We start from the raw sequence: 18,718 nt of genomic DNA on the forward strand, positions 1-18,718 counted from the left end.
TCTGGGGGTGGATATCTCAAGATCGCCTGTGTCGCTGCGTACTGTCTTTTTGGTGTGACCGTTACGTTTGTTTGGCTTATCCGCCTTCTCATGCTTGGGGTAGCCAAGATGTTCTTCCATCTCGGCTTCTAAGGCAGTGTCAATAAATGACTGCATAAGCTGTTTTTGAAATGCTTTGATATCTTCAAAGCTGCCAACGTGTTTGGCCATTTGTTCGGCTAGTTTTTTTAGTTCTGTTTGTTTTGTCATTGCTTATTCTCCTTTACTATGGATTATAAGCAGTTACACAAAGTTTAGGAAAGTCTCGCTTTTTGCTCTCTGCCTTTTTTATCGAACAACTAGTTATTTTCCAACCAATACCTGCCCTCTTGAAAAGCTAATACAGGCCTCACAAAACCAAGAAGTCTTTGAACGCATATAAGGAATATCAGCAGGTACCTCTATTGGACAGCAACTACCACAGTATTGGCAACGTACATCATCAATATAAACATGACAAGTGCTTATAGCTACGAAAAGCTCATTAGGCGAAACATTATATTCCTGACATAGCTTTTTGACATAGGCAATATAACCGCCATTATTATCAAAAGACCAGTAATCCTAACATAGCTGTTTGACAGCTTCACACGTCATAGGACTATAGATAAGTTTCAAGCTCATACCTCTTCTCCTTATCGATAGTCAGTCTGTGGAATAAGCTGATAAAGTCGACTTTGCAACTCTAAAAGCAGCTCATCGGTTATATAATCTTCTTGAGTCTCTAATTGTTTTTGGACCCAGACCCTAAGAGCCGTATGATCGTCAAAACAACTATCCACATCTAAAAAGCGAGCTAGTCCATTATCTTTTTGAATACAATATTCATGTATCAATATATTGGCAAGCCTATTGGCTTCATCACTGAAATAACCTTTTGGTTTGTGATCTGCAAGAAGCTCATCATAATTAATTATTTTCATGGGTCTGCTCCTCGCCTTTCTGGTCAAAATTAACTGACTTATCTTGTTCGGTGGCAACCCTATTTAAGTAATAAAAAGGCCTAAAGTTATTCGTCACATCAGAACCTGTAAATCCAGTGTCGATTGTGTCTATCTTTGCATCTTCCTCTGATTCAGATTCTAAACTTACTTCTACCTCAGTAATGTCGCCAGATATATGATTATCATTAGAGTTTATCTCGTCACTATCTAACTGATTACCATTTATAACTTTTGTGTCGCTATTCGTTGTATGTGGGCTGACAAGCCTCTCCTTACTGGCAAGTAGCAAATTATCTATTGCAGAGCCATCCTGACGGGTAATATCTGGCACATAACGGCTATACACCCTAAATAACATTTCTGTACTACTATGTCCCATTTGCCGTGCTATCCATTCAGGATTTTCACCAGCAGCAAGCCAAAGCGTTGCTGCTGTATGTCTAGTTTGATAAGCCCGTCTGTGTTTAAGACCTAATAACTCAAGAGTTGGCTTCCACACTCTTCGATTAACATTGCGATACTCAAGAGGATTGCCTTGACTATTACAAAAAACAAAATCAGATTTACCATAAGTACGTCTTTTTTGTTCTTGCAGAGCATCATAGACAATTTGCGACATAATGATTTCACGTTGCGATCCAACGGTCTTAGTTGGTCCAAGCTCTCCATCTACAAGAGCCTGTTTAATTGAAATCTCTCTTCTATGAAAATCAACGCAATCCCATGTCAGTCCATCAATCTCACTGGTACGCATTCCTGTAAAGAATCTTATAGTGTAATAAGGCTTAAATTCTTTACGTACAACATTAATAATCCGCCATACTTCATTTAACGTGAAAGGATTAACTGTTGGACGATACTGTTTTAGATTTTTAATATTTTTAAAAGGCATCTCAAACTCGTAGCGTTCTGACGCTTCTTCTAGTATCATACGAAGAGGTATCATGATCTCGTTGATCCGTGTTACCGACAGACTTGATTGGCCATCTTTACCGTAACGAACTTTGGCGAGAGAGCTACGGAAGGCCATCAAGTCTGGCTTCTTTATAACGTGTATTGCTTTATTACCAAAACTGGGTATCAAGTACTTATTAAGAATAATCTTGACCTTTTTTCGATAAGAAGGCCGCCATTCAATCATCTTTTCTTCAAACCAAATATCGGAAAATTCTCTAAAACTTGGATTACGACTGATACAAGCCTCTGACCTATCAGATAACTTCCGCATCTCTTCTGCTTTTTCACTTTTAGGAAAATAGGCAGCATAATCGAATATTCCAAGCGTTATTTCTGCTTCCATCTTTTTAAGTATTTTATCTAGTTTTTTGCGATTAGCAGGGGTATCTGCAAAAGCTGTCTTTTCTCTACAGCGTACCCCCATATATCTAAAATCAACAACTAACTTGCCAAAGCGTGCTCTCATAGTAGCCATAGTTTATCTCCTTAAAATTATTGAAGAGCCATTCCATTAATAGTACTCATTACTGGCTTGCACATATCCTCCTCGATACGCTCCCAAACATACAAAATCTTTCTACCGCCAAACGGACGTATGTAATGAATATTTTCAATTAATACGCTGTCTTTTAGTTGATTACGTATTGTGCGTGGATCGTATTTGATACGTTCTGCAAGCTCATCTGTTGTTAAATATGTATTACTCATAATTTTTACCTTTTTTCAGTTAATAAATACCTGCATTAAGTGCTAGAATGTAAAATGAATTTAAACTTTAAGAAAGTATAAATTCTTCTATTCGAATAATTATTACCTGTTTAATGGTAATAATTACTCTATTTACGTACTATACAATCTTTTTACCCCAATGTAAAGCATTTTTACCCGAAAAGAGGTAATTTTATGATCAAAAATAATTTCCCCGTCATTCTTGCTGAAAAAAGGCTTCGAGTAGCAGATGTCGTGAGAGCAACAGGCATGAGTAAATCAACTCTTCATAAACTATATAATGACGAGTCTTCTAGGATTGATTTCAATACCATAAATCAATTGTGTGAGTTTTTAGATGTCCAGGTAGGTGACTTATTTGTTTATGAGCCAGACTCTAAGGAAGTTGATAAAGGAGAGGTATCGAATGAGGATTAAAAGGGGAGAGTTGGTTAATTTTAACTGAAGTCCAATAACGTTATAACTATTTGATTTTTAATAAAAAAATTATTTATCTGGTCACGTTTTGGTCACGCTTTTTTTGATAGCTACGTATCTAATCTACCAAAATATGAAGTCATATTTGGAAAAACATTTTTATTAATATAATATTTGATTCCAATCTATAAAATAGAAAGGTCGGGGTCAATTTTACGGTTGGAGTTTTACTACTTGGGCACGAAAGGGTCACGTTTTGGTCACGTCTCCATCGACTAAGGTTTTTAATGTTAAGATATGATTAATAAATTCCTTTATACCTGATAGAAAATTCCCTATTAATCTACTGATTTTAAAGACAAAAAAAAGCCTCACTATGAAGTGAGGCTTCTTTAGAATATGGAGCGGGAAACGAGATTCGAACTCGCGACCCCGACCTTGGCAAGGTCGTGCTCTACCAGCTGAGCTATTCCCGCATTTGGTACGTAGTGCTTATTAGCTAGACAATTATAGATTAAAAATACTCTGTGTCAATAGCCGGGTTTTACTAGGGCTATATAATAGCCTTTAAAACAAATTTGGAGCGGGAAACGAGATTCGAACTCGCGACCCCGACCTTGGCAAGGTCGTGCTCTACCAGCTGAGCTATTCCCGCATCGATCGAGTGCATAAGCTAGTATTAATTACTAAAGCTACTGCCTCTTGATAGGTGGGCTATTATAGATTATATTTTTATTCTGTCAACCCCTTTTTTTATATTTTTTTATTAGGGCTGTTGTTTTTTTAATGAGGGCTATTGTTTTAGCCACATTCGCTAATTAACAATGTTTCTTTAACGTATAAAACATATAAATTACAATAAATAGCTGTTTTACTAAGCTGTATTCGCTAAACTTTAGGCCATAATCAGAATTCATACGCCCTAACTCTCTATCTGCCTTAGCAACTATCACAGGGACTTTGATTGAGACAGGGAGGTGACGTAGACCGATCAATGAGGAAAGGAATGAAAAAATTTTTAGTTAAAACTACTTTGGTGGCTTCAGTATCAGCTATGGCATTGACTGGGTGTAGCTCGACCACCAACTCCGGCGTTATTGGCAGTGACAGACAGCAGCTATTATTGGTCTCTAACGATCAAGTTCTGCAGATGTCAGCGCAAAGCTATAATCAGCTGCTTCAACAGGCGCGTAAACAAGGAGTGTTAGACACCAACGCCGCTCAACTGAATCGTCTAAATGGGATTGCCCGTAGACTGATAAACCAAGCAGAGGTTTATCGGGGTGATGCCAAAAACTGGCAATGGGAAGTTCATACCATTAAGTCCAATGAACTAAATGCCTTCGTTTTACCGGGTGGTAAAATCATGTTTTATTCAGGTATTATCGACCGCTTGAATCTAACTGATGCCGAAATTGCCGCTATTATGGGTCACGAAATGGCACACGCTATACGTGAGCACGCCCGCGAGCGCATCTCAAGTCAGTATGCCACTCAGACTGGTATTGGTATTGCCGCTAGCATCTTTGGTCTATCTCAAGGTCAAGCGCAGTTAGCAAACATTGCTGGCGATTTAGGAATTGCCCGCCCCAATAGCCGTACTCAAGAAGCTGAAGCAGATAAGATTGGCTTGGTACTTATGGCCAGAGCAGGCTATGATCCCAATGCTGCGGTTAGCTTATGGAAAAAAATGCAAAATGCCAGCCAAGGTGAGCCACCTCAGTTCTTAAGCACTCACCCTTCTAGCTCTAACCGTATCGCTTCTCTACAAGCTTTAATTCCTGAAGTGATGCCTTACTATAATAAGAGCAAGTAGTAGGTTGTTGCTATTGAAAGACCTGTTATTCAAAAAATCAGCCTGCTGCCTTGCACAGGCTGTTTTTTTATAGCTACGACCTAAGCAGTGACTCAGTGCAAATAAGCCATCTAATTAATGAGCTAAATAACAGTCTAGCTCAGCAGCAATCTCCCTGCTGTTGCAGACGCCCACTAGAGCAAGCCTACTGTTAACTGTTAATATAGAGGTCCCCTTATTTAGTACATTAGCAGTTTAATTAATCAGCTATCTAATTATTTAGCTATCAATAGCAGTCATATCGACCATTAGGAGAAAGGGCATGCAAGTCCATAACGAGATATTAAAGCGCGTCGAAGCTCTTAACCCTACTCACACTGAGTTAGTTAATGAGTCTATCAATCATGCCGGTTATTTTGAGGGCAAAGAAAGCCACTTTAAGTTGACTGTGGTTAGCCCTGAATTTGAGGGAAAAAGACACGTTGCTCGGCATCAACTTATCTATGGGTTAATGAATGAATTAATGACCAGCCAAGGTGGTAGTATTCATGCCTTAGCCATCCACGCTTATAGCCCAGATGAGTGGCAACAACAAGCCCAAACAGTGCCTGCCAGCCCCCTTTGCGCTGGTCAAAACAAAAACTAATAATAAAAATCTCTAAACTTATTGACCAGACAGCTGGCTCGAGGAAACTATGAAACACTTACATATGTTAATGGCGGTAATTACCGTAGTGCTTTTTTTATGGCAAAGCTATTTAGTGATAGCCAAAGGTACTCGCTTGGATAAAAAGGGCAAAATTGCTAGCCATGTGGTCTATACCCTGTTAATTATCTCAGGGGTATTAAACGTCATGCCGCTACTGTCAGCCAATGCCCCACTACAATGGGTGGCTGCCAAAATTATATTACTCATAGCCGCAATAAGTGCTAGTATTAAAGCTTTTAGAGCGACGGCCACACCGGCACAGAGTAAGTCTGGAATTTTTATCGCTTTCATTGCTTACGTGGCAATTTTTATCTTAGCTTTTGTTAAGCCTGGCAACTTTATGTAGCCTAGCAACTCTAAATAGCTGGTAACACCACTCTTAACCAAAAACAGGTAATAATTCTATATATAAGTGAAGCCCCTATTCACTGTATAATCTTAATTAAAGTAATTATGAACTTAGGAGCTCCTATGCCAAAACTTAGCGTAAAATCTTTAATGACTTCTGCTGCAGTGGTTGGTAGCATCCTGGTTGTCAGTGGCTGTGCCAGCACTGGTAATGTCTCACCGCAGTACATTCCCCCAAGCACCTATCAGAACTATAACTGTGCCTCGTTGTCTCAAGAATACCAGCGTATTCAATCCTATATTAATACCGAAAGTAGAAACTACTCAGGATTGACCACAACAGGTATTGGGGTTGGTGTGTCTGCTGGCCGCTGGGGCATCTCTCCCAACATTAATATTGGTGTTGGCAAAAGCACAAATAATAGCGCACGCGATGCCAAGCTATCGCGCCTATTCGGTGAGCGCGATGCAGTGATACAATCAGCGCGTATGAAGCAGTGTGCATTTGCCGCTAAACTAAAAATTTATGGCGAATCTTAGTTATTAAAATCAACAGCTTGACGACCCTTTCAAGTCTAGCTTAGCAACAAGGACCGGCTAAGGAATAAGGCAATAACATCATGAGTCAGCCCACAACACATACAAACCAAACTTTAAATAGCGCCGCAGTTGGCAGTAAGCCGGCTCATTTTAATCGGGCTGATCATCAGCGCGTAGTGATTACCGGTATGGGTGCGGTCACTCCTCTCGGCTTAGACGTGGACACCACTTGGCAATGCTTAATCCAAGGCAAATCTGGTATTAAGCCGATTACCCACTTTGATGCCTCCACCTACCGTGCGCAATTTGCAGGCACCGTAGAAGGCTTTGATGCCAGTCAATTTATGGCGGCCAAAGAAGCCCGACGTTATGATGCCTTTATTCATTATGGAGTGGCTGCTGCTAGTATGGCCCTAAAGCAAGCTGGCTTCATTGAAGAGGTATCGGCTGATCCGGCTCCGGTCCAAAACGTAGACTCGGATCGCTTCGGTGTCATTATCGGAGCAGGTATTGGCGGGCTACAAACTTTAGAAGACAATCGAGATGCCTTAGCCAATCAGGGGATACGCCGCGTCTCTCCTTTTTCACTGCCGGGCTCTATTATTAATATGGCCGCTGGTATGGTGGCCATTAAACATAATTTACGCGGCCCCAATTTAGCGACCGCAACAGCCTGTACTTCTGCCGCTCATGCTATTGGACTAGCAGCTCGTTTAATCGCTTATGGTGACTGTGATGTTATGTTGGCCGGGGGCAGCGAAAAAGGCTCTAGCCCTCTGGGTATGGCAGGCTTTGCTGCCATGGGCGCTTTATCTACTCGCAATGACGACCCCACTCGTGCCAGCCGCCCATTTGACAAAGACCGTGATGGCTTTGTATTAGGAGACGGCTCGGGAGTATTGGTACTAGAAAGCCTAGCCCATGCCAAGGCCCGCGGTGCCACTATCTTAGCGGAGCTAGCAGGCTTTGGTATGAGTGACGATGCGCATCATATTACTGCCCCGCCAACCGACGGTGAAGGCGCCGCCAGAGCGATGGTTATGGCCATTAAAGATGCGGGGATTAACCCTTGTAAAATTGGCTATATCAACGCGCATGGTACCAGCACTCCAGCCGGAGATGTGGCTGAATCCAAAGCCATTGAGGGTATATTTGAGGCGTGCAAAGACCGTCTGTTAGTTAGCTCAACTAAATCTATGACTGGACATTTGTTAGGCGCGGCCGGCGCGATCGAAGCTATTTTTAGTATTCAAGCGTTACTGGATCAGAGAGTACCGCCTACCATCAACCTAGACAATGTCGATGAAGACTGTCATCTAGATTATGTGGCCAATGCAGCCCGTTCAGTGACTAATCTTAACTATACGATGTCTAACAGCTTTGGTTTTGGTGGCACCAATGGCTCTTTGATTTTCGCGCGCTGGGTAGATTAATTGGTCTAATGCGCAAGTTCTACCAAATAAGTTCTATCGCATAATTACTTTTATTTTTTACTATCAAACTCTGCTGGAGACACATTAATATGGCACAAGTTGCGTTCTCACACCAATTCTCTCATCGCTGGAGCAATGCCCCACAAGCGGTTAAAGACGCCTTGCTACAAGAGTTTGAAGACATTATGCAACTGCTTGACGCGGACACTGACTTAGAGAGCTTCGAATTTACAGTACCAGATTTGCATGCTCATATTGACGCTATTAATGCCGAGGTGGCTGCTGAAAAAGAAGCAGCTCGCCTTGAAGCTGAGAAGATAGAGGCGGATCGCTTAGAGGCAGAAAGAGCCGAATTTGAAGCATTAGAGGCGGAGCGCTTATTAAATGAAGAGCAACATACAGAGCAGCAAGCTCAAGCAGAAGAGACTATAGATCTTGATCAACAAGTGGTGCCAGCAGCAGATACCGATCTGGTAGAGGACAGCATAGAGGCAGAAGTGGATAATAACAGTGCTATAGATACTGATACCACTGCCGATACTGAAGAGTCTGATACACAGGCCTCTGACACCACAATTGATACCTCAGAGTCACAGCCTGCGACCGTAGTGGACGAGACTGAAGCAGAAATTTCTGCCTCAGCGTCCTTTGCCTTCGATAATAGCACTCCCAAGGCTGAGCTAGATGCTGACTTCATTAAAGAGCTAGAAAGTCGTATTGATGATTATCTCAGCGAACAGCTGGCCAATATGTCAGAAGACTTAAAGTCTTGGCTGCGTGAGCAAGTGGCCAACCGTTTTGATAACAAATAGCTTTTTAATTAAATAAGTAGCTTTTAATTAGATAAGTAGCATCTGATAACACAAATAGCCCTTAATACTCAGTATGCCCAATTAGCATCTAGCTATTAAATAGCATCAAGCTGTTACAGGCTATTCATGCAGTACTTTATAAATGGTATTGGCCAAGACTTTACCGATACCATTTACTCCCTCCAGCTCTTGCTGCGATGCCCCTAGCAGCTGCTGTAAGCCTCCGAAGTGATTTAACAAGTCACGACGACGCTTCTCACCGAGTCCAGGAATGGCTTCTAATACCGAAGAAGAACGACGTCTATCCCGCTTTTTGCGGTGTGCAGTAATGGCAAAACGGTGCGCCTCATCACGAATATTCATAATTAAATGCAGCGCTTTTGAGTCCATAGGCAAGTCTAACGGCTCATGATCAATGAAGTGTAGCACTTCAAGACCTGCTTTACGCCCCTCGCCCTTGGCTACCCCAATCAGCAACGTATCGTTTAGGATACCCAGCTCAGTTAGCACATTTTTGGCCATATTCAGCTGACCTTTACCGCCATCAATCAATAGAATGTCGGGCAAAGGATGCTTCTTATAACGACGGGTCAAAGCCTGAGCCATGGCCGCATAATCATCGCCGTCTTGTACCCCATGAATGGCGTATTGGCGATAATCCCGCTTACGTGCTCCGCCTTGATCAAATACTACGCAGCTGGCGATAGTCGCCTCACCCATGGTATGCGAAATATCAAAGCACTCAATTCTATCGATATTGGCTTGGGTGACCGGCTGTAGCACTTCTTTTAGCGCCCCAAAGCGCGCGTGTAGCTCTAGGTAGTCGCCAAGTTTGGTTTTCAAGGCATTATTGGCGTTCAATTTCGCCAACTCTAGCCACTCTGCTCGGTGCTCACGCACATTGGTCTTAATCAGTGTCTTACTCTCAAAATGAGTACTTAATGCTTCTTGTAGCGCCTGCTGATCAGGTAGCTCGTGACTGATGATAATCTCTGGTGGCAAGTCATCGGTCACTTGGAAATAAAATGAGGTAATAAACGCCGATAAATTATTGCTAATAGGCTCACTGCTATCAACATCAGGGAAGTAGTTTTTACCACCCAATACCCGCCCACCACTCACCGTCAGCACGTTAACGCAGGTCATTCCCGCTTGACTGGCAATTGAGATAACATCCGCCTCACCTTTCACAGTATAGACCGCTTGCCGTGACTGCACCTCACGCAGCATAGATAATTGATCGCGGTAGAAAGCGGCTTTTTCAAACTCTAGCTCTTCAGCAGCCGCTTCCATTTTGTCAATTAAAGCAGAATGGATATCACTAGAGTCGCCTTTTAAAAAGCGAATGGTGTTTTGTACATCCTCGGCATACTCTTCAGGCGATACCAAACCCACACAGGGCGCTCGACAACGCTTGATCTGATACTCCAGACAAGGACGCTTGCGCTGGCGAAAGAAGGTATTGGTACACTGGCGCATCTGAAACATCTTTTGCATTAAGGTTAAGGTTTCTTTGGCCGCATGTGCTGAAGGAAAGGGGCCAAAGAACTTACCTTTTTGATGCTTAGCTTTACCGCGTCCATACGCCAACCTAGGATAAGGCTGATCGGCTGAGATGAAGACATACAAATACGACTTATCATCACGTAGCAGAACGTTATAAGGCGGGCGGTGCTCTTTAATGAGGTTTTGTTCTAGCAGTAAGGCTTCGGTCTCACTGCGGGTAATAATGGTTTCGATATCATGGATGCGTGAGACTAGCGCCCGAGTTTTGGGGTGATCAATGGTTTTGGCAAAATAGCTATTGACTCGATTTTTTAGCGATTTTGCTTTACCCACATATAAGATATCGCCATTTTTACCCAGCATCTTATACACGCCTGGCAGATTGGGCATGCGCTTAATAAGGTGCTTGAGACGAACTTGTTTATCATCTTCAGCTATCGTTGTCGACTTATTCACCATAACTCACAAAACCAAAAATTATTAAATATACCCCTATTTATGGGGCTTTGAGACCCTTATTGCAAGCATAGTGCTGGTTGAGTCACTTTCCTCGCCCTATATTTTTATAACATTCTCCGGCTATCTATATCCACTGCTGTTTAAATCATTAATTTCAAAAAAAGACACTTATTGTATAGGCTAGTTAAGATTGTGAATATTACTCATAAAAAAAGCCGGCTCTAAGCCGACTTTTCTACTGATAGCTCAAATCTCACTTAATAGCTATCTTATCTGACAACAGAGATTAGTGTCTAAAACTTGACATAAGGGCAGGAATACCTGGCAACATACCAACCATAGCCATTACTACGGTTAGTAGCACAAACATACCGGCCGGGATAATCCAGCGACTCATTTTACTTAGACCCGCACTACGCTCTTTTGAGCCAATCAGACCCATGTTGTCTAATAACATAGTCAGTGACCAACCAAAAGCTGGATTCACAAGCGCTGAAGCGAATACCACGATGGCCGCTGACTGTGTGGTTTTACCTTCACGAGTCATCTCCATGCCTGCTTCAAGTAGAGGAATAAACACCCCCACAATGAGCGCCACACACATCACAGGCTCCCAAATGGCCAAATCCATAGGATAGCCCCAGACAGCTGCAATTATACACAGTAGTGCAGTTAAGATAGCACCAGCAGGGATAGGACGCTTAGCAATAGCCGCTGGAACAATATAAGTTCCCCATGACGAGGTGAAGTTTGCGCCGCCCAGTACAGAGCCCACAACCTGGCGAATTGAAGCACTGGTCATGGTATCGTCAATATCCATAATTACCTTCTCAGTGCGCTTTGGGTAACTGATTTTTTGGAAAACTTGATGCCCTAAGAAGTCTGGTGACCACATAGCCACAGCCAATACCGCAAAGGGTAACACCACCATAAAGCTTTCTAAGTTTGGCAGACCCAGCATCCAACCAGTGTTCTCACCCCACCAATACATAGGGCTCATGTGTGGCATACCTGGCGCTGTTTCAAACGCAAAAGGTGCGCCTAGCAAGTAGGCTGTTGCCCCGCCTAAGAAGCAGCTCAATGGCACTGCTAACCAGCGCTTATTGTAGTTCTCTAAAATGGCGTATAACACAATAGTACCCAAGATCACAATAAAAGCGATGTGTGGCATATTGATGTCTTGCGACCAGTTAAGCAGCTTGGTCACCTGTGAGGTGGTCCCAATAAAGCCCAGATAGAGCAGCAGACCGCCACAGACCCCTTTACTGGTCAACTCTGCCAGCAAGCTCCCCCCTTTACTAATGGCCAATAACATTCCAAATAGACCAATTAATAAACCAAAGGCCATAGGGTGGCCACCGGCCATAACCACAATAGGAATCAGCGGAATTAATGGGCCGTGGGTACCGGCTAAGTTAGCAGTAGGAAGTAGAAAACCGGAGAATAAAATAACGAAGAATGAGACGATCAATAGCTCATAACGCACGTTTTCTAGAATAAAGGCATCGCCTAAATTTAAGGCACCAGCAAAAGTTGCTGCAATAGCACCTACCATAACCACTTTACCAATAGTTGCAGCTAAAGCTGGAATGGCATCTTCATATTCAAAACGATAATCGCGGAATGGGAGGTTGGGTCGCCAGCGCTTAGGCTGCATGATTTGTAGTTCATGATTCAGGTAAGCATCACGATTAGCAAAACTAGAGCTGGGTTTATGCAGCTGCTCATAGCTTCCTGATACAGCAACATTTTCCTCTAGAGGGGCCCCGCCAGAATTAGGCAATGAGTCATTACTCATAGTATCTCCTTATACAATAAATTCTTCCTTGACGACAGGATTGTTTAATAAAACAACATGATTTACAACGGTTGTAATATATATAACTGAGTATTGTAGTCTAACTGGAGAAATAATACGAGCATATTTTACGGCTAACCCTCTGATTTATTTCAATATAGTTTATTATAGGAATTGAAAAACCCTCAATCTTTTCAGACTGAGGGTTTTTCCTGATAACGGTTAGATTACCAGCTCTTTTTGGTATACAACTAATTAATGCTTAACCTAGTATTAGGATTAGCTTAGATGCCTGGTGCAGTTTCAACTGCTTCTGGAACGCCTGCGTCAGTTTTGCTCTGAACACCTTCACGGCGTAAAGATAACTTTTCGCGAATACGTGCAGATTTACCAGAACGCTCACGTAAGTAGTATAGTTTCGCACGACGTACAGCACCACGACGTTTCACTTCGATGCTATGAATAATTGGTGAATGTAATTGGAAAGCACGCTCAACACCGATACCGCTTGAGATTTTACGAACGGTAAATGCAGAGTTAATACCACGGTTACGCTTAGCGATTACCACGCCTTCAAAAGCCTGTAAACGCTCACGCTCACCTTCACGTACTTTTACTTGAACTACTACAGTATCACCAGCAGAGAAGTTAGGACGCTCAAGTAGTTGTGAATTTTCAACTGCTTGTACTAATGGATGTACATTACTCATGAGATTGCTCCTCACATGGGACGGCATAGGCTATAAGTCGCATACCACCCGTTTATAATAATTACCCCTTGACTCAATAAAGAGCCTACAGGAGAAACAGGAATAAGAAATCGGTTTTGACTGCTATCGATATTGAACCAATAGCACTAATGCTCTTAAGGTGACTAGGGTCACTGCAATAAAGATCATTAGTTTGAATCTGTATATAAATAAAATAATAAAGTTAACGCTAAATAAAGCACTGTCAGGTCTATCCCCTGTCTACTTTATTTCTTCTTTAACTTTTTTGAGCAAGCGGGCCTGCTCTGCGTTTGGGGTAAATTGCTGCCACAAGTCAGGGCGTCTTTGCTTGGTACGCTTAACTTGTTGTACAAATCGCCACTTTGCGATATTGGCATGGTGACCAGAAAGTAGCACTTCTGGCACAGTCAAACCTTCAAATTCATGAGGCTTGGTGTAGTGTGGACAATCTAGCAATCCTTCAACAAAGGAGTCTTGCTCAGCGGACTTTGCATCTCCCATCACATCGGGTAATCTGCGAATCACACTGTCCATCAATACCATCGCCGGTAGCTCACCACCAGTCAATACAAAGTCTCCTATTGAGATCTCCATATCAACGTAACGCTGCAATAGTCGCTCATCAATGCCTTCATAACGACCACATAGCAAAATCATTGCATCATATTGACGTAATGCCATCACCGTTTTTTCATTTAATTGATCCCCTTGCGGCGACAAATAAATAACTGGGCAATGGTCTGCATCTGTGGCACAGCCATGTTGGCTGGCTTGCGACTTGGCATAGTCAATGGCTTTGGCCAAAGGTTCTGCCATCATCACCATACCGGGACCGCCACCAAAGGGACGCTCATCTATACGGCGATAATTATCTGTCGTAAAATCTCGAGGATTTATGCACTCGATAGTAACTTGCTTATTTTGGACGGCTCTACCAGTAATGCCAAACTCGCTAACAGCGGTAAACATTTCAGGCAGAATGGTGATGACTGCAAAATACATTAGGTCACCTCCAAATAACGCCAAAATAGTGACAGTTGATTAAAAATAAAAAACGTTAATTTCAATCACAAATCTAAAAGCTTAAGTTGTCTCAAGCTTAAGGTCGGTAATTAAAAATCACGCTCCCAATCTACAATCATCTGCCCAGCAGCCAAATCGACCACATCGACAGTTTGCTTGTGCCAAGGAATCATGCGTGGCTCATCATCAATACTGTCTTTACTAGGCACTACCTTCATGATCGGGTGTGCACCGGTTTCAAACAGCTCTTTGATAGTGCCAAGACATTCCTGTTGCTTATTAATAACACTTAAGCCAACCAAATCAGACCAGTAGTACTCGTCTTCTTCGGTCTCAGGTAAGCTGTCTTTGTCAATCCAAATACTAACGCCATTCATGGTTTCAGCAACATTGCGATCAGGCACTTGCTCAAATTGAGCCACAATACCAGACCCCTGCTTACGCCAGTCTGTAACGGTCAGTGGTTTAAACCCTGTCGCCGTCTTCATCCACCAAGGCGAGTAACTAAAGATAGCTTCTCGTTCCTCAGTTTCACTAAAAACCCACAACCAGCCTTTAATGCCGTATGGCTTTTTTAGCTGTCCTATTTTCATAAGACTCTCAGCGTTTGGTGTTGTCATAAGACTTGCTCAGCCACAATTAATAAAAAAACAATTACTCAAAACTGCAGTGCAATGAGATACTATCCCATTGCAAAACATATTATGTCTTAAGCAGTTTCTTCTTCAGTTGCAGGCTTATAACCTTTAGCTAATGCTTTAACGCGCTCTGAAGGCTGTGCACCTTTTTCGATCCAGGCATTATAAGCATCCATATCTAGACGAAGCTCAGTTTCTTGACCTTTCGCTAGTGGGTTATAAAAACCTAGATTTTCGATGTAACGGCCATCGCGTGAACGACGCTGATCTGCTACAACAACTTGATAGAATGGGCGTTTTTTGGCACCGCCCCGTGCTAAACGAATAACAACCATTTGAGTTCTCTCTTCCGTAGGTATACCAAAAAGGGCATAATTATATCAGAATACTAATGACTTGGAAACCTTTTACTTAATTAAAACTGTAATTCTCATTATACTATAAGCGATATCCCAATGAACAAAGCCTTTACTCGTCCTTTTTTCTCTCGGTTCGGTTCAAGACCGTATTCAAACACTTGGCAGACGACACTTGCCGTGATGCTGATGGTCATAATTAGTGTCGGGGTATCGATCTGGTTTTTTTGGCGAAGTTTGTACTTACCGGAGTTAAAAAACCATGCCCGTTACCTAACCACAGAGCTTAAATTAGTCACTGCAACTCGAGAGCACTGGGGAGAAAATGAAGAAGTTAGACAATGGATTCTTGCTAATAATCATATTGAGGTTGTAGAAGATCCCAATCGTTTTCCTGATGTTTCCGATAAAGCTGTGGTCGGTTTCTTTACTGATGTTATTCAGCAAGAAATCAGCCAACAGCTCGGCCGTGACAGTGTGGTTTACTTTAAGTTTAAACCGACACCACAGCTCTGGGTTCAGGATACAGCATCGCCAGAGTTTTGGATACGTGAACCTGTTATATTTTATGCACAATATAGCCCAAGCACGCTGGTCTTCTTTATATTGGGTATTCCGCTGTTTACCTTACTGACTATTTTACTATTGGTACGTCAATTAAACCGTCCCTTGCGTAAGCTGCAACAAGCGGCCACCAATTATATTCGTTTGGGCACAGCCACTACCCTACCCACCAACTCAGGTACCACTGAGATACGCCGCGTTAACATGGCTTTTAATCGGTTATTTAGTACCTTAAGCCAGGCGCAAAAAGAGCGCACCATTATGCTGGCCGGTATCTCCCATGATCTGCGCACCCCGCTAACTCGGATGCGCTTAACCGCAGAGATGTTGCCTGATGAGTTCTTTCGCGAAGGCCTTATCTACGATATTGAGGATATGGATGCCATCTTAGAGCAGTTTATCTCCTTCATGAAAGACGGCTCCGATGAGGCCGTGAGTCTTACAGACTTGGACAATATCTTTCGCGAAGTGATGGTGCAGTTTGCGCCGTTAGAATTTATTTACCAAACCGATGGGCTACGAGAGGTTGCGGTGCGTCCTTTGTCTATTAAACGCCTCATTATCAACCTAATCGTTAACGCCCAGCGTTATGGCAAACCGCCTATTTATTTAACCGCAACCATCACCCCAACTTTCAACTCACAACAGGTCGATCCTGATGATGAAACTTCCGTCTCTACGCCTGGTATGGTGCGCAAGGCCAAAGAGCAACTTATCATCTGTGTCCGTGATTGTGGTCCTGGGGTAGCCAACGACCATTTAGAACGCATTATGCAGCCTTTTGAGCGTGGTGAATCGGCTCGCACCACCCAAGGTAGTGGACTGGGTTTAGCCATCGTACAACGCATCACAGCGCTACACCATGGTACGGTTGAAGCCATTAACCACCCTGAAGGCGGGCTGCAAGTCTGTATACGAATCCCCTTAGTGTCACAGTCTCATTCTGACCTAGAGAATGAGAATGCAGAGGCTACAGACCAAGATTAGCTTGAAGCGGTAATAAGGTTTATAGCGGTTAGTTAATGTCTGTTACAGCCACAAAAAAGCCCAAGGCAGTCTACCTTGGGCTTTTGCTACTGTATGTAGCCGTTAAACTTTTATGCTAAGGCTCACAGATTAGTGACGGGCCAACTCTCTAACTATTGAAGTGGTGAGTAGCTGCTGATGCACTGAGCGTGAGCTAGTCCTCACTTTCAATAATTTTGCGAGCGCCTTTTTCTTGGGTGAATTGATCTGCAGAAATGGTTTGCGCCAATGGCTTGATTGGCCAGCGCATGGTGAAGCGTGCCCCACCCAGTTTTGGACTTTCATCAACCGACATATTTCCGTTAAACCAGAAGGCAATTCTTGACACAATCGAAAGCCCTAGCCCATAACCCCCTGAAGCACGGGTACGACTATCATCCAAGCGCGCAAAAGGCACAAACACCTTATCTCTATCCTCTTCAGGAATACCTTGGCCATCATCCTCTACACTGACGTACGCTTCGCCTTTGCGTACTCCGGCACTGATGATGATTTTTGACTCAGCGTAGCGTAGCGCGTTACCCGCTAAGTTCTGCACCACGCGGTGTAAGTAACGTCTGTCCGCCACAGCCGTTACCTTCGCTGAAGGTGAAATACCAACGACTTCAATAGGCTTACCTAAAGCATTGGTCTCACGTACAATTTGATCCACCAGCTCTTTTAAGCTAACCGGCTCAAGATCCAGTTTAGGGGAGCCCTCTTCCAGCTTAGCGTAGGTCAGAATCTCATCAATTAAACCATTTAAGGCTTCAATATCTTCGTCAATATAGTCACGCTGCATCTCACGCGATTCTTGATCGTCAGTATCCGCCAACATGTCTACTGCAAATCGAATACGAGCTACAGGGGTTCTTAACTCATGCGATACCGCACGGGTCAGCTCCCGCTGAGATTCAATAAGACGTTTAATATGCTCGGTCATAGCATTAAAGGTAGCCGCCAAACGAGCAATTTCGTCTTGGCCCACTACCTGCACTCGAGTATCTAAATTACCATCACCGACCTCATTGACCCCAGATTGAATCAATTGTAATTTGCGCTCTAGTGGGAAAATTAACGCATAAACCCCCAAACTAATGAGGAACATGCTGATTAATACCACACTAATAATCAGATTAAACGGAAACCATTTAAACAAACTGACCGGACCAATGACCACTGCCATATTTTCTAGTTCGGACGGCGCAATGATTTTAATAGAAGAGTCATCGGAGCGGGTACTGTCCCGAAACAGCATCACCACTTCATCTCTATCTAAACGGCGCAGCTGATCGTCATCCAATTCTAAATCAACAATATTTTCAATACTCAAAGGGAAGGCAAACTGCTTAGAGATTTCATCAAGACGCTGTCTTTTGCTTGGTAAGTCCTTGTAGTAGGACAAATCATTCAGTAGCAATACTGCCATTGCTCGAACTTGCTGTTCGGTAACTTTACTGATGCGTACGGTGATGACGTTATCTTCGCCCTCAATGGGATGAAAAATATCGGCATAAGTAGGCTGGGCCACATAACGAACTACAGTTTTATTCTCTTCTAAACGCTTTAGTTCACTGGCTTTAAAATCAATCTTCGACTGAGGCTGAATACTAAAATTATTGCCAAATAATTGACTGATATCGTTGAGCCAATATTCACGTTGGGTCTGTGATGACTGTCGTTGCAGCCCAGAGCTAACCAGATACAGGGCGCCGGTAGCCACGTTTTCTCGATAGGCTTGAACCCGCTCTTTATTAATAGTGTCTACCAATAGCTGAGCAAAAAGTGCCACAAACAAACAGACCAATAGTAGTCCTGCATAAATACGTAGAAAAATACTGTGTTTTAAGGATGAGAATATTGGCATACGACATCTAATAAGTTTAATTTTTGTTCTAGTTTACCCTAAATTGAC

General features: G+C 42.9%; 18 protein-coding genes, 2 tRNA genes and 1 pseudogene. 8 read left to right on the forward strand and 13 right to left on the reverse strand.

What is annotated here, in order from left to right; genetic code table 11:
• From G561_RS0109360 to G561_RS0109375, 4 genes and pseudogenes are all read right to left on the reverse strand, one after another.
• The coding region (locus tag G561_RS0109360) for a transposase (protein ID WP_028859324.1) at nucleotides 1-249 on the reverse strand (249 nt) is incomplete at its 3' end.
• 425 nt (nucleotides 250-674) lie between these two features.
• Nucleotides 675-962: a hypothetical protein gene (locus G561_RS0109365; protein ID WP_028859325.1), complete on the reverse strand. Its 288-nt coding sequence runs from the start codon at nucleotides 960-962 to the stop codon at nucleotides 675-677.
• 304 nt (nucleotides 963-1,266) lie between these two features.
• Nucleotides 1,267-2,415 (reverse strand): annotated as a pseudogene (locus G561_RS14385) (Arm DNA-binding domain-containing protein); the annotation flags it as partial.
• 17 nt (nucleotides 2,416-2,432) lie between these two features.
• Complete coding sequence (locus tag G561_RS0109375; protein WP_028859326.1) at nucleotides 2,433-2,648, reverse strand: hypothetical protein; 216 nt, start codon at nucleotides 2,646-2,648, stop codon at nucleotides 2,433-2,435.
• A gap of 195 nt (nucleotides 2,649-2,843) precedes the next feature.
• Here G561_RS0109375 and G561_RS0109380 point away from each other — a divergent pair, with 195 nt between their 5' ends.
• A complete protein-coding gene (locus G561_RS0109380; protein WP_028859327.1) occupies nucleotides 2,844-3,086 on the forward strand; it encodes a helix-turn-helix domain-containing protein in 243 nt (80 codons plus the stop codon).
• A gap of 400 nt (nucleotides 3,087-3,486) precedes the next feature.
• Here G561_RS0109380 and G561_RS0109385 read toward each other — a convergent pair.
• Nucleotides 3,487-3,562: transfer RNA gene (locus G561_RS0109385), tRNA-Gly, on the reverse strand.
• 103 nt (nucleotides 3,563-3,665) lie between these two features.
• A tRNA-Gly gene (locus tag G561_RS0109390) sits at nucleotides 3,666-3,741 on the reverse strand.
• Between the two features lie 351 nt (nucleotides 3,742-4,092).
• On the opposite strand from G561_RS0109390, the gene G561_RS0109395 reads away from it, so the two are divergent.
• From G561_RS0109395 to G561_RS0109420, 6 genes are all read left to right on the forward strand, one after another.
• A complete protein-coding gene (locus G561_RS0109395) occupies nucleotides 4,093-4,902 on the forward strand; it encodes a M48 family metallopeptidase (protein WP_037032105.1) in 810 nt (269 codons plus the stop codon).
• A gap of 301 nt (nucleotides 4,903-5,203) precedes the next feature.
• Entirely contained in the window at nucleotides 5,204-5,527 is a 324-nt protein-coding gene (locus G561_RS0109400) for a BolA family protein (protein ID WP_028859329.1), read from the forward strand.
• 49 nt (nucleotides 5,528-5,576) lie between these two features.
• The gene (locus tag G561_RS0109405; protein ID WP_028859330.1) at nucleotides 5,577-5,936 is read left to right on the forward strand and encodes a SirB2 family protein; all 360 of its coding nucleotides are present in this window, start codon (nucleotides 5,577-5,579) and stop codon (nucleotides 5,934-5,936) included.
• A 125-nt stretch (nucleotides 5,937-6,061) separates the two neighbouring features.
• A complete protein-coding gene (locus G561_RS0109410; protein ID WP_028859331.1) occupies nucleotides 6,062-6,478 on the forward strand; it encodes a hypothetical protein in 417 nt (138 codons plus the stop codon).
• A gap of 80 nt (nucleotides 6,479-6,558) precedes the next feature.
• Nucleotides 6,559-7,911 carry a beta-ketoacyl-ACP synthase II gene (fabF, locus tag G561_RS0109415; RefSeq protein WP_028859332.1) on the forward strand — a complete coding sequence of 451 codons (1,353 nt, stop codon included), beginning with the start codon at nucleotides 6,559-6,561 and terminating at the stop codon, nucleotides 7,909-7,911.
• Between the two features lie 89 nt (nucleotides 7,912-8,000).
• Entirely contained in the window at nucleotides 8,001-8,723 is a 723-nt protein-coding gene (locus tag G561_RS0109420; protein WP_028859333.1) for a hypothetical protein, read from the forward strand.
• A 120-nt stretch (nucleotides 8,724-8,843) separates the two neighbouring features.
• Here G561_RS0109420 and uvrC read toward each other — a convergent pair whose 3' ends face one another.
• The 6 genes from uvrC to rpsP all read right to left on the reverse strand — a co-directional run bounded on the left by uvrC (nucleotide 8,844) and on the right by rpsP (nucleotide 15,213).
• On the reverse strand, nucleotides 8,844-10,688 hold the full coding sequence (gene uvrC, locus G561_RS0109425) for an excinuclease ABC subunit UvrC (protein WP_028859334.1): 1,845 nt from the start codon (nucleotides 10,686-10,688) through the stop codon (nucleotides 8,844-8,846).
• Nucleotides 10,689-10,974: 286 nt separating this feature from the next.
• Nucleotides 10,975-12,486 carry a DUF3360 family protein gene (locus tag G561_RS0109430; RefSeq protein WP_028859335.1) on the reverse strand — a complete coding sequence of 504 codons (1,512 nt, stop codon included), beginning with the start codon at nucleotides 12,484-12,486 and terminating at the stop codon, nucleotides 10,975-10,977.
• Nucleotides 12,487-12,770: 284 nt separating this feature from the next.
• A complete protein-coding gene (rplS, locus tag G561_RS0109435; RefSeq protein ID WP_028859336.1) occupies nucleotides 12,771-13,196 on the reverse strand; it encodes a 50S ribosomal protein L19 in 426 nt (141 codons plus the stop codon).
• A gap of 261 nt (nucleotides 13,197-13,457) precedes the next feature.
• Nucleotides 13,458-14,219 (reverse strand): tRNA (guanosine(37)-N1)-methyltransferase TrmD, encoded by a 762-nt coding sequence (gene trmD / locus G561_RS0109440; RefSeq protein ID WP_028859337.1) that lies wholly within the window; start codon nucleotides 14,217-14,219, stop codon nucleotides 13,458-13,460.
• Nucleotides 14,220-14,329: 110 nt separating this feature from the next.
• Complete coding sequence (rimM, locus tag G561_RS0109445; protein ID WP_028859338.1) at nucleotides 14,330-14,860, reverse strand: ribosome maturation factor RimM; 531 nt, start codon at nucleotides 14,858-14,860, stop codon at nucleotides 14,330-14,332.
• 89 nt (nucleotides 14,861-14,949) lie between these two features.
• Complete coding sequence (rpsP, locus tag G561_RS0109450; RefSeq protein ID WP_028859339.1) at nucleotides 14,950-15,213, reverse strand: 30S ribosomal protein S16; 264 nt, start codon at nucleotides 15,211-15,213, stop codon at nucleotides 14,950-14,952.
• 120 nt (nucleotides 15,214-15,333) lie between these two features.
• Here rpsP and G561_RS0109455 point away from each other — a divergent pair, with 120 nt between their 5' ends.
• Nucleotides 15,334-16,785: an ATP-binding protein gene (locus G561_RS0109455; RefSeq protein WP_028859340.1), complete on the forward strand. Its 1,452-nt coding sequence runs from the start codon at nucleotides 15,334-15,336 to the stop codon at nucleotides 16,783-16,785.
• A 193-nt stretch (nucleotides 16,786-16,978) separates the two neighbouring features.
• On the opposite strand, the gene G561_RS0109460 is transcribed toward G561_RS0109455, so the two are convergent.
• Nucleotides 16,979-18,670, reverse strand: a complete 1,692-nt coding sequence (locus tag G561_RS0109460) for an ATP-binding protein (protein WP_028859341.1) — start codon at nucleotides 18,668-18,670, stop codon at nucleotides 16,979-16,981.
• Between the last annotated feature and the right edge of the window lie 48 nt (nucleotides 18,671-18,718).

It is taken from the genome of Psychrobacter phenylpyruvicus DSM 7000 = NBRC 102152, assembly GCF_000685805.1.
GTDB classification, from domain to species: domain Bacteria; phylum Pseudomonadota; class Gammaproteobacteria; order Pseudomonadales; family Moraxellaceae; genus Psychrobacter; species Psychrobacter phenylpyruvicus.

Bases quoted from the DNA above. Each gene is read 5' to 3' on its own strand.
- G561_RS0109365 (WP_028859325.1), bottom strand. From the start codon at position 962: ATGAAAATAATTAATTATGATGAGCTTCTTGCAGATCACAAACCAAAA.
- G561_RS0109375 (WP_028859326.1), bottom strand. From the start codon at position 2,648: ATGAGTAATACATATTTAACAACAGATGAGCTTGCAGAACGTATCAAA.
- G561_RS0109380 (WP_028859327.1), top strand. From the start codon at position 2,844: ATGATCAAAAATAATTTCCCCGTCATTCTTGCTGAAAAAAGGCTTCGA.
- G561_RS0109395 (WP_037032105.1), top strand. From the start codon at position 4,093: ATGAAAAAATTTTTAGTTAAAACTACTTTGGTGGCTTCAGTATCAGCT.
- G561_RS0109400 (WP_028859329.1), top strand. From the start codon at position 5,204: ATGCAAGTCCATAACGAGATATTAAAGCGCGTCGAAGCTCTTAACCCT.
- G561_RS0109405 (WP_028859330.1), top strand. From the start codon at position 5,577: ATGAAACACTTACATATGTTAATGGCGGTAATTACCGTAGTGCTTTTT.
- G561_RS0109410 (WP_028859331.1), top strand. From the start codon at position 6,062: ATGCCAAAACTTAGCGTAAAATCTTTAATGACTTCTGCTGCAGTGGTT.
- fabF (WP_028859332.1), top strand. From the start codon at position 6,559: ATGAGTCAGCCCACAACACATACAAACCAAACTTTAAATAGCGCCGCA.
- G561_RS0109420 (WP_028859333.1), top strand. From the start codon at position 8,001: ATGGCACAAGTTGCGTTCTCACACCAATTCTCTCATCGCTGGAGCAAT.
- uvrC (WP_028859334.1), bottom strand. From the start codon at position 10,688: ATGGTGAATAAGTCGACAACGATAGCTGAAGATGATAAACAAGTTCGT.
- G561_RS0109430 (WP_028859335.1), bottom strand. From the start codon at position 12,486: ATGAGTAATGACTCATTGCCTAATTCTGGCGGGGCCCCTCTAGAGGAA.
- rplS (WP_028859336.1), bottom strand. From the start codon at position 13,196: ATGAGTAATGTACATCCATTAGTACAAGCAGTTGAAAATTCACAACTA.
- trmD (WP_028859337.1), bottom strand. From the start codon at position 14,219: ATGTATTTTGCAGTCATCACCATTCTGCCTGAAATGTTTACCGCTGTT.
- rimM (WP_028859338.1), bottom strand. From the start codon at position 14,860: ATGACAACACCAAACGCTGAGAGTCTTATGAAAATAGGACAGCTAAAA.
- rpsP (WP_028859339.1), bottom strand. From the start codon at position 15,213: ATGGTTGTTATTCGTTTAGCACGGGGCGGTGCCAAAAAACGCCCATTC.
- G561_RS0109455 (WP_028859340.1), top strand. From the start codon at position 15,334: ATGAACAAAGCCTTTACTCGTCCTTTTTTCTCTCGGTTCGGTTCAAGA.
- G561_RS0109460 (WP_028859341.1), bottom strand. From the start codon at position 18,670: ATGCCAATATTCTCATCCTTAAAACACAGTATTTTTCTACGTATTTAT.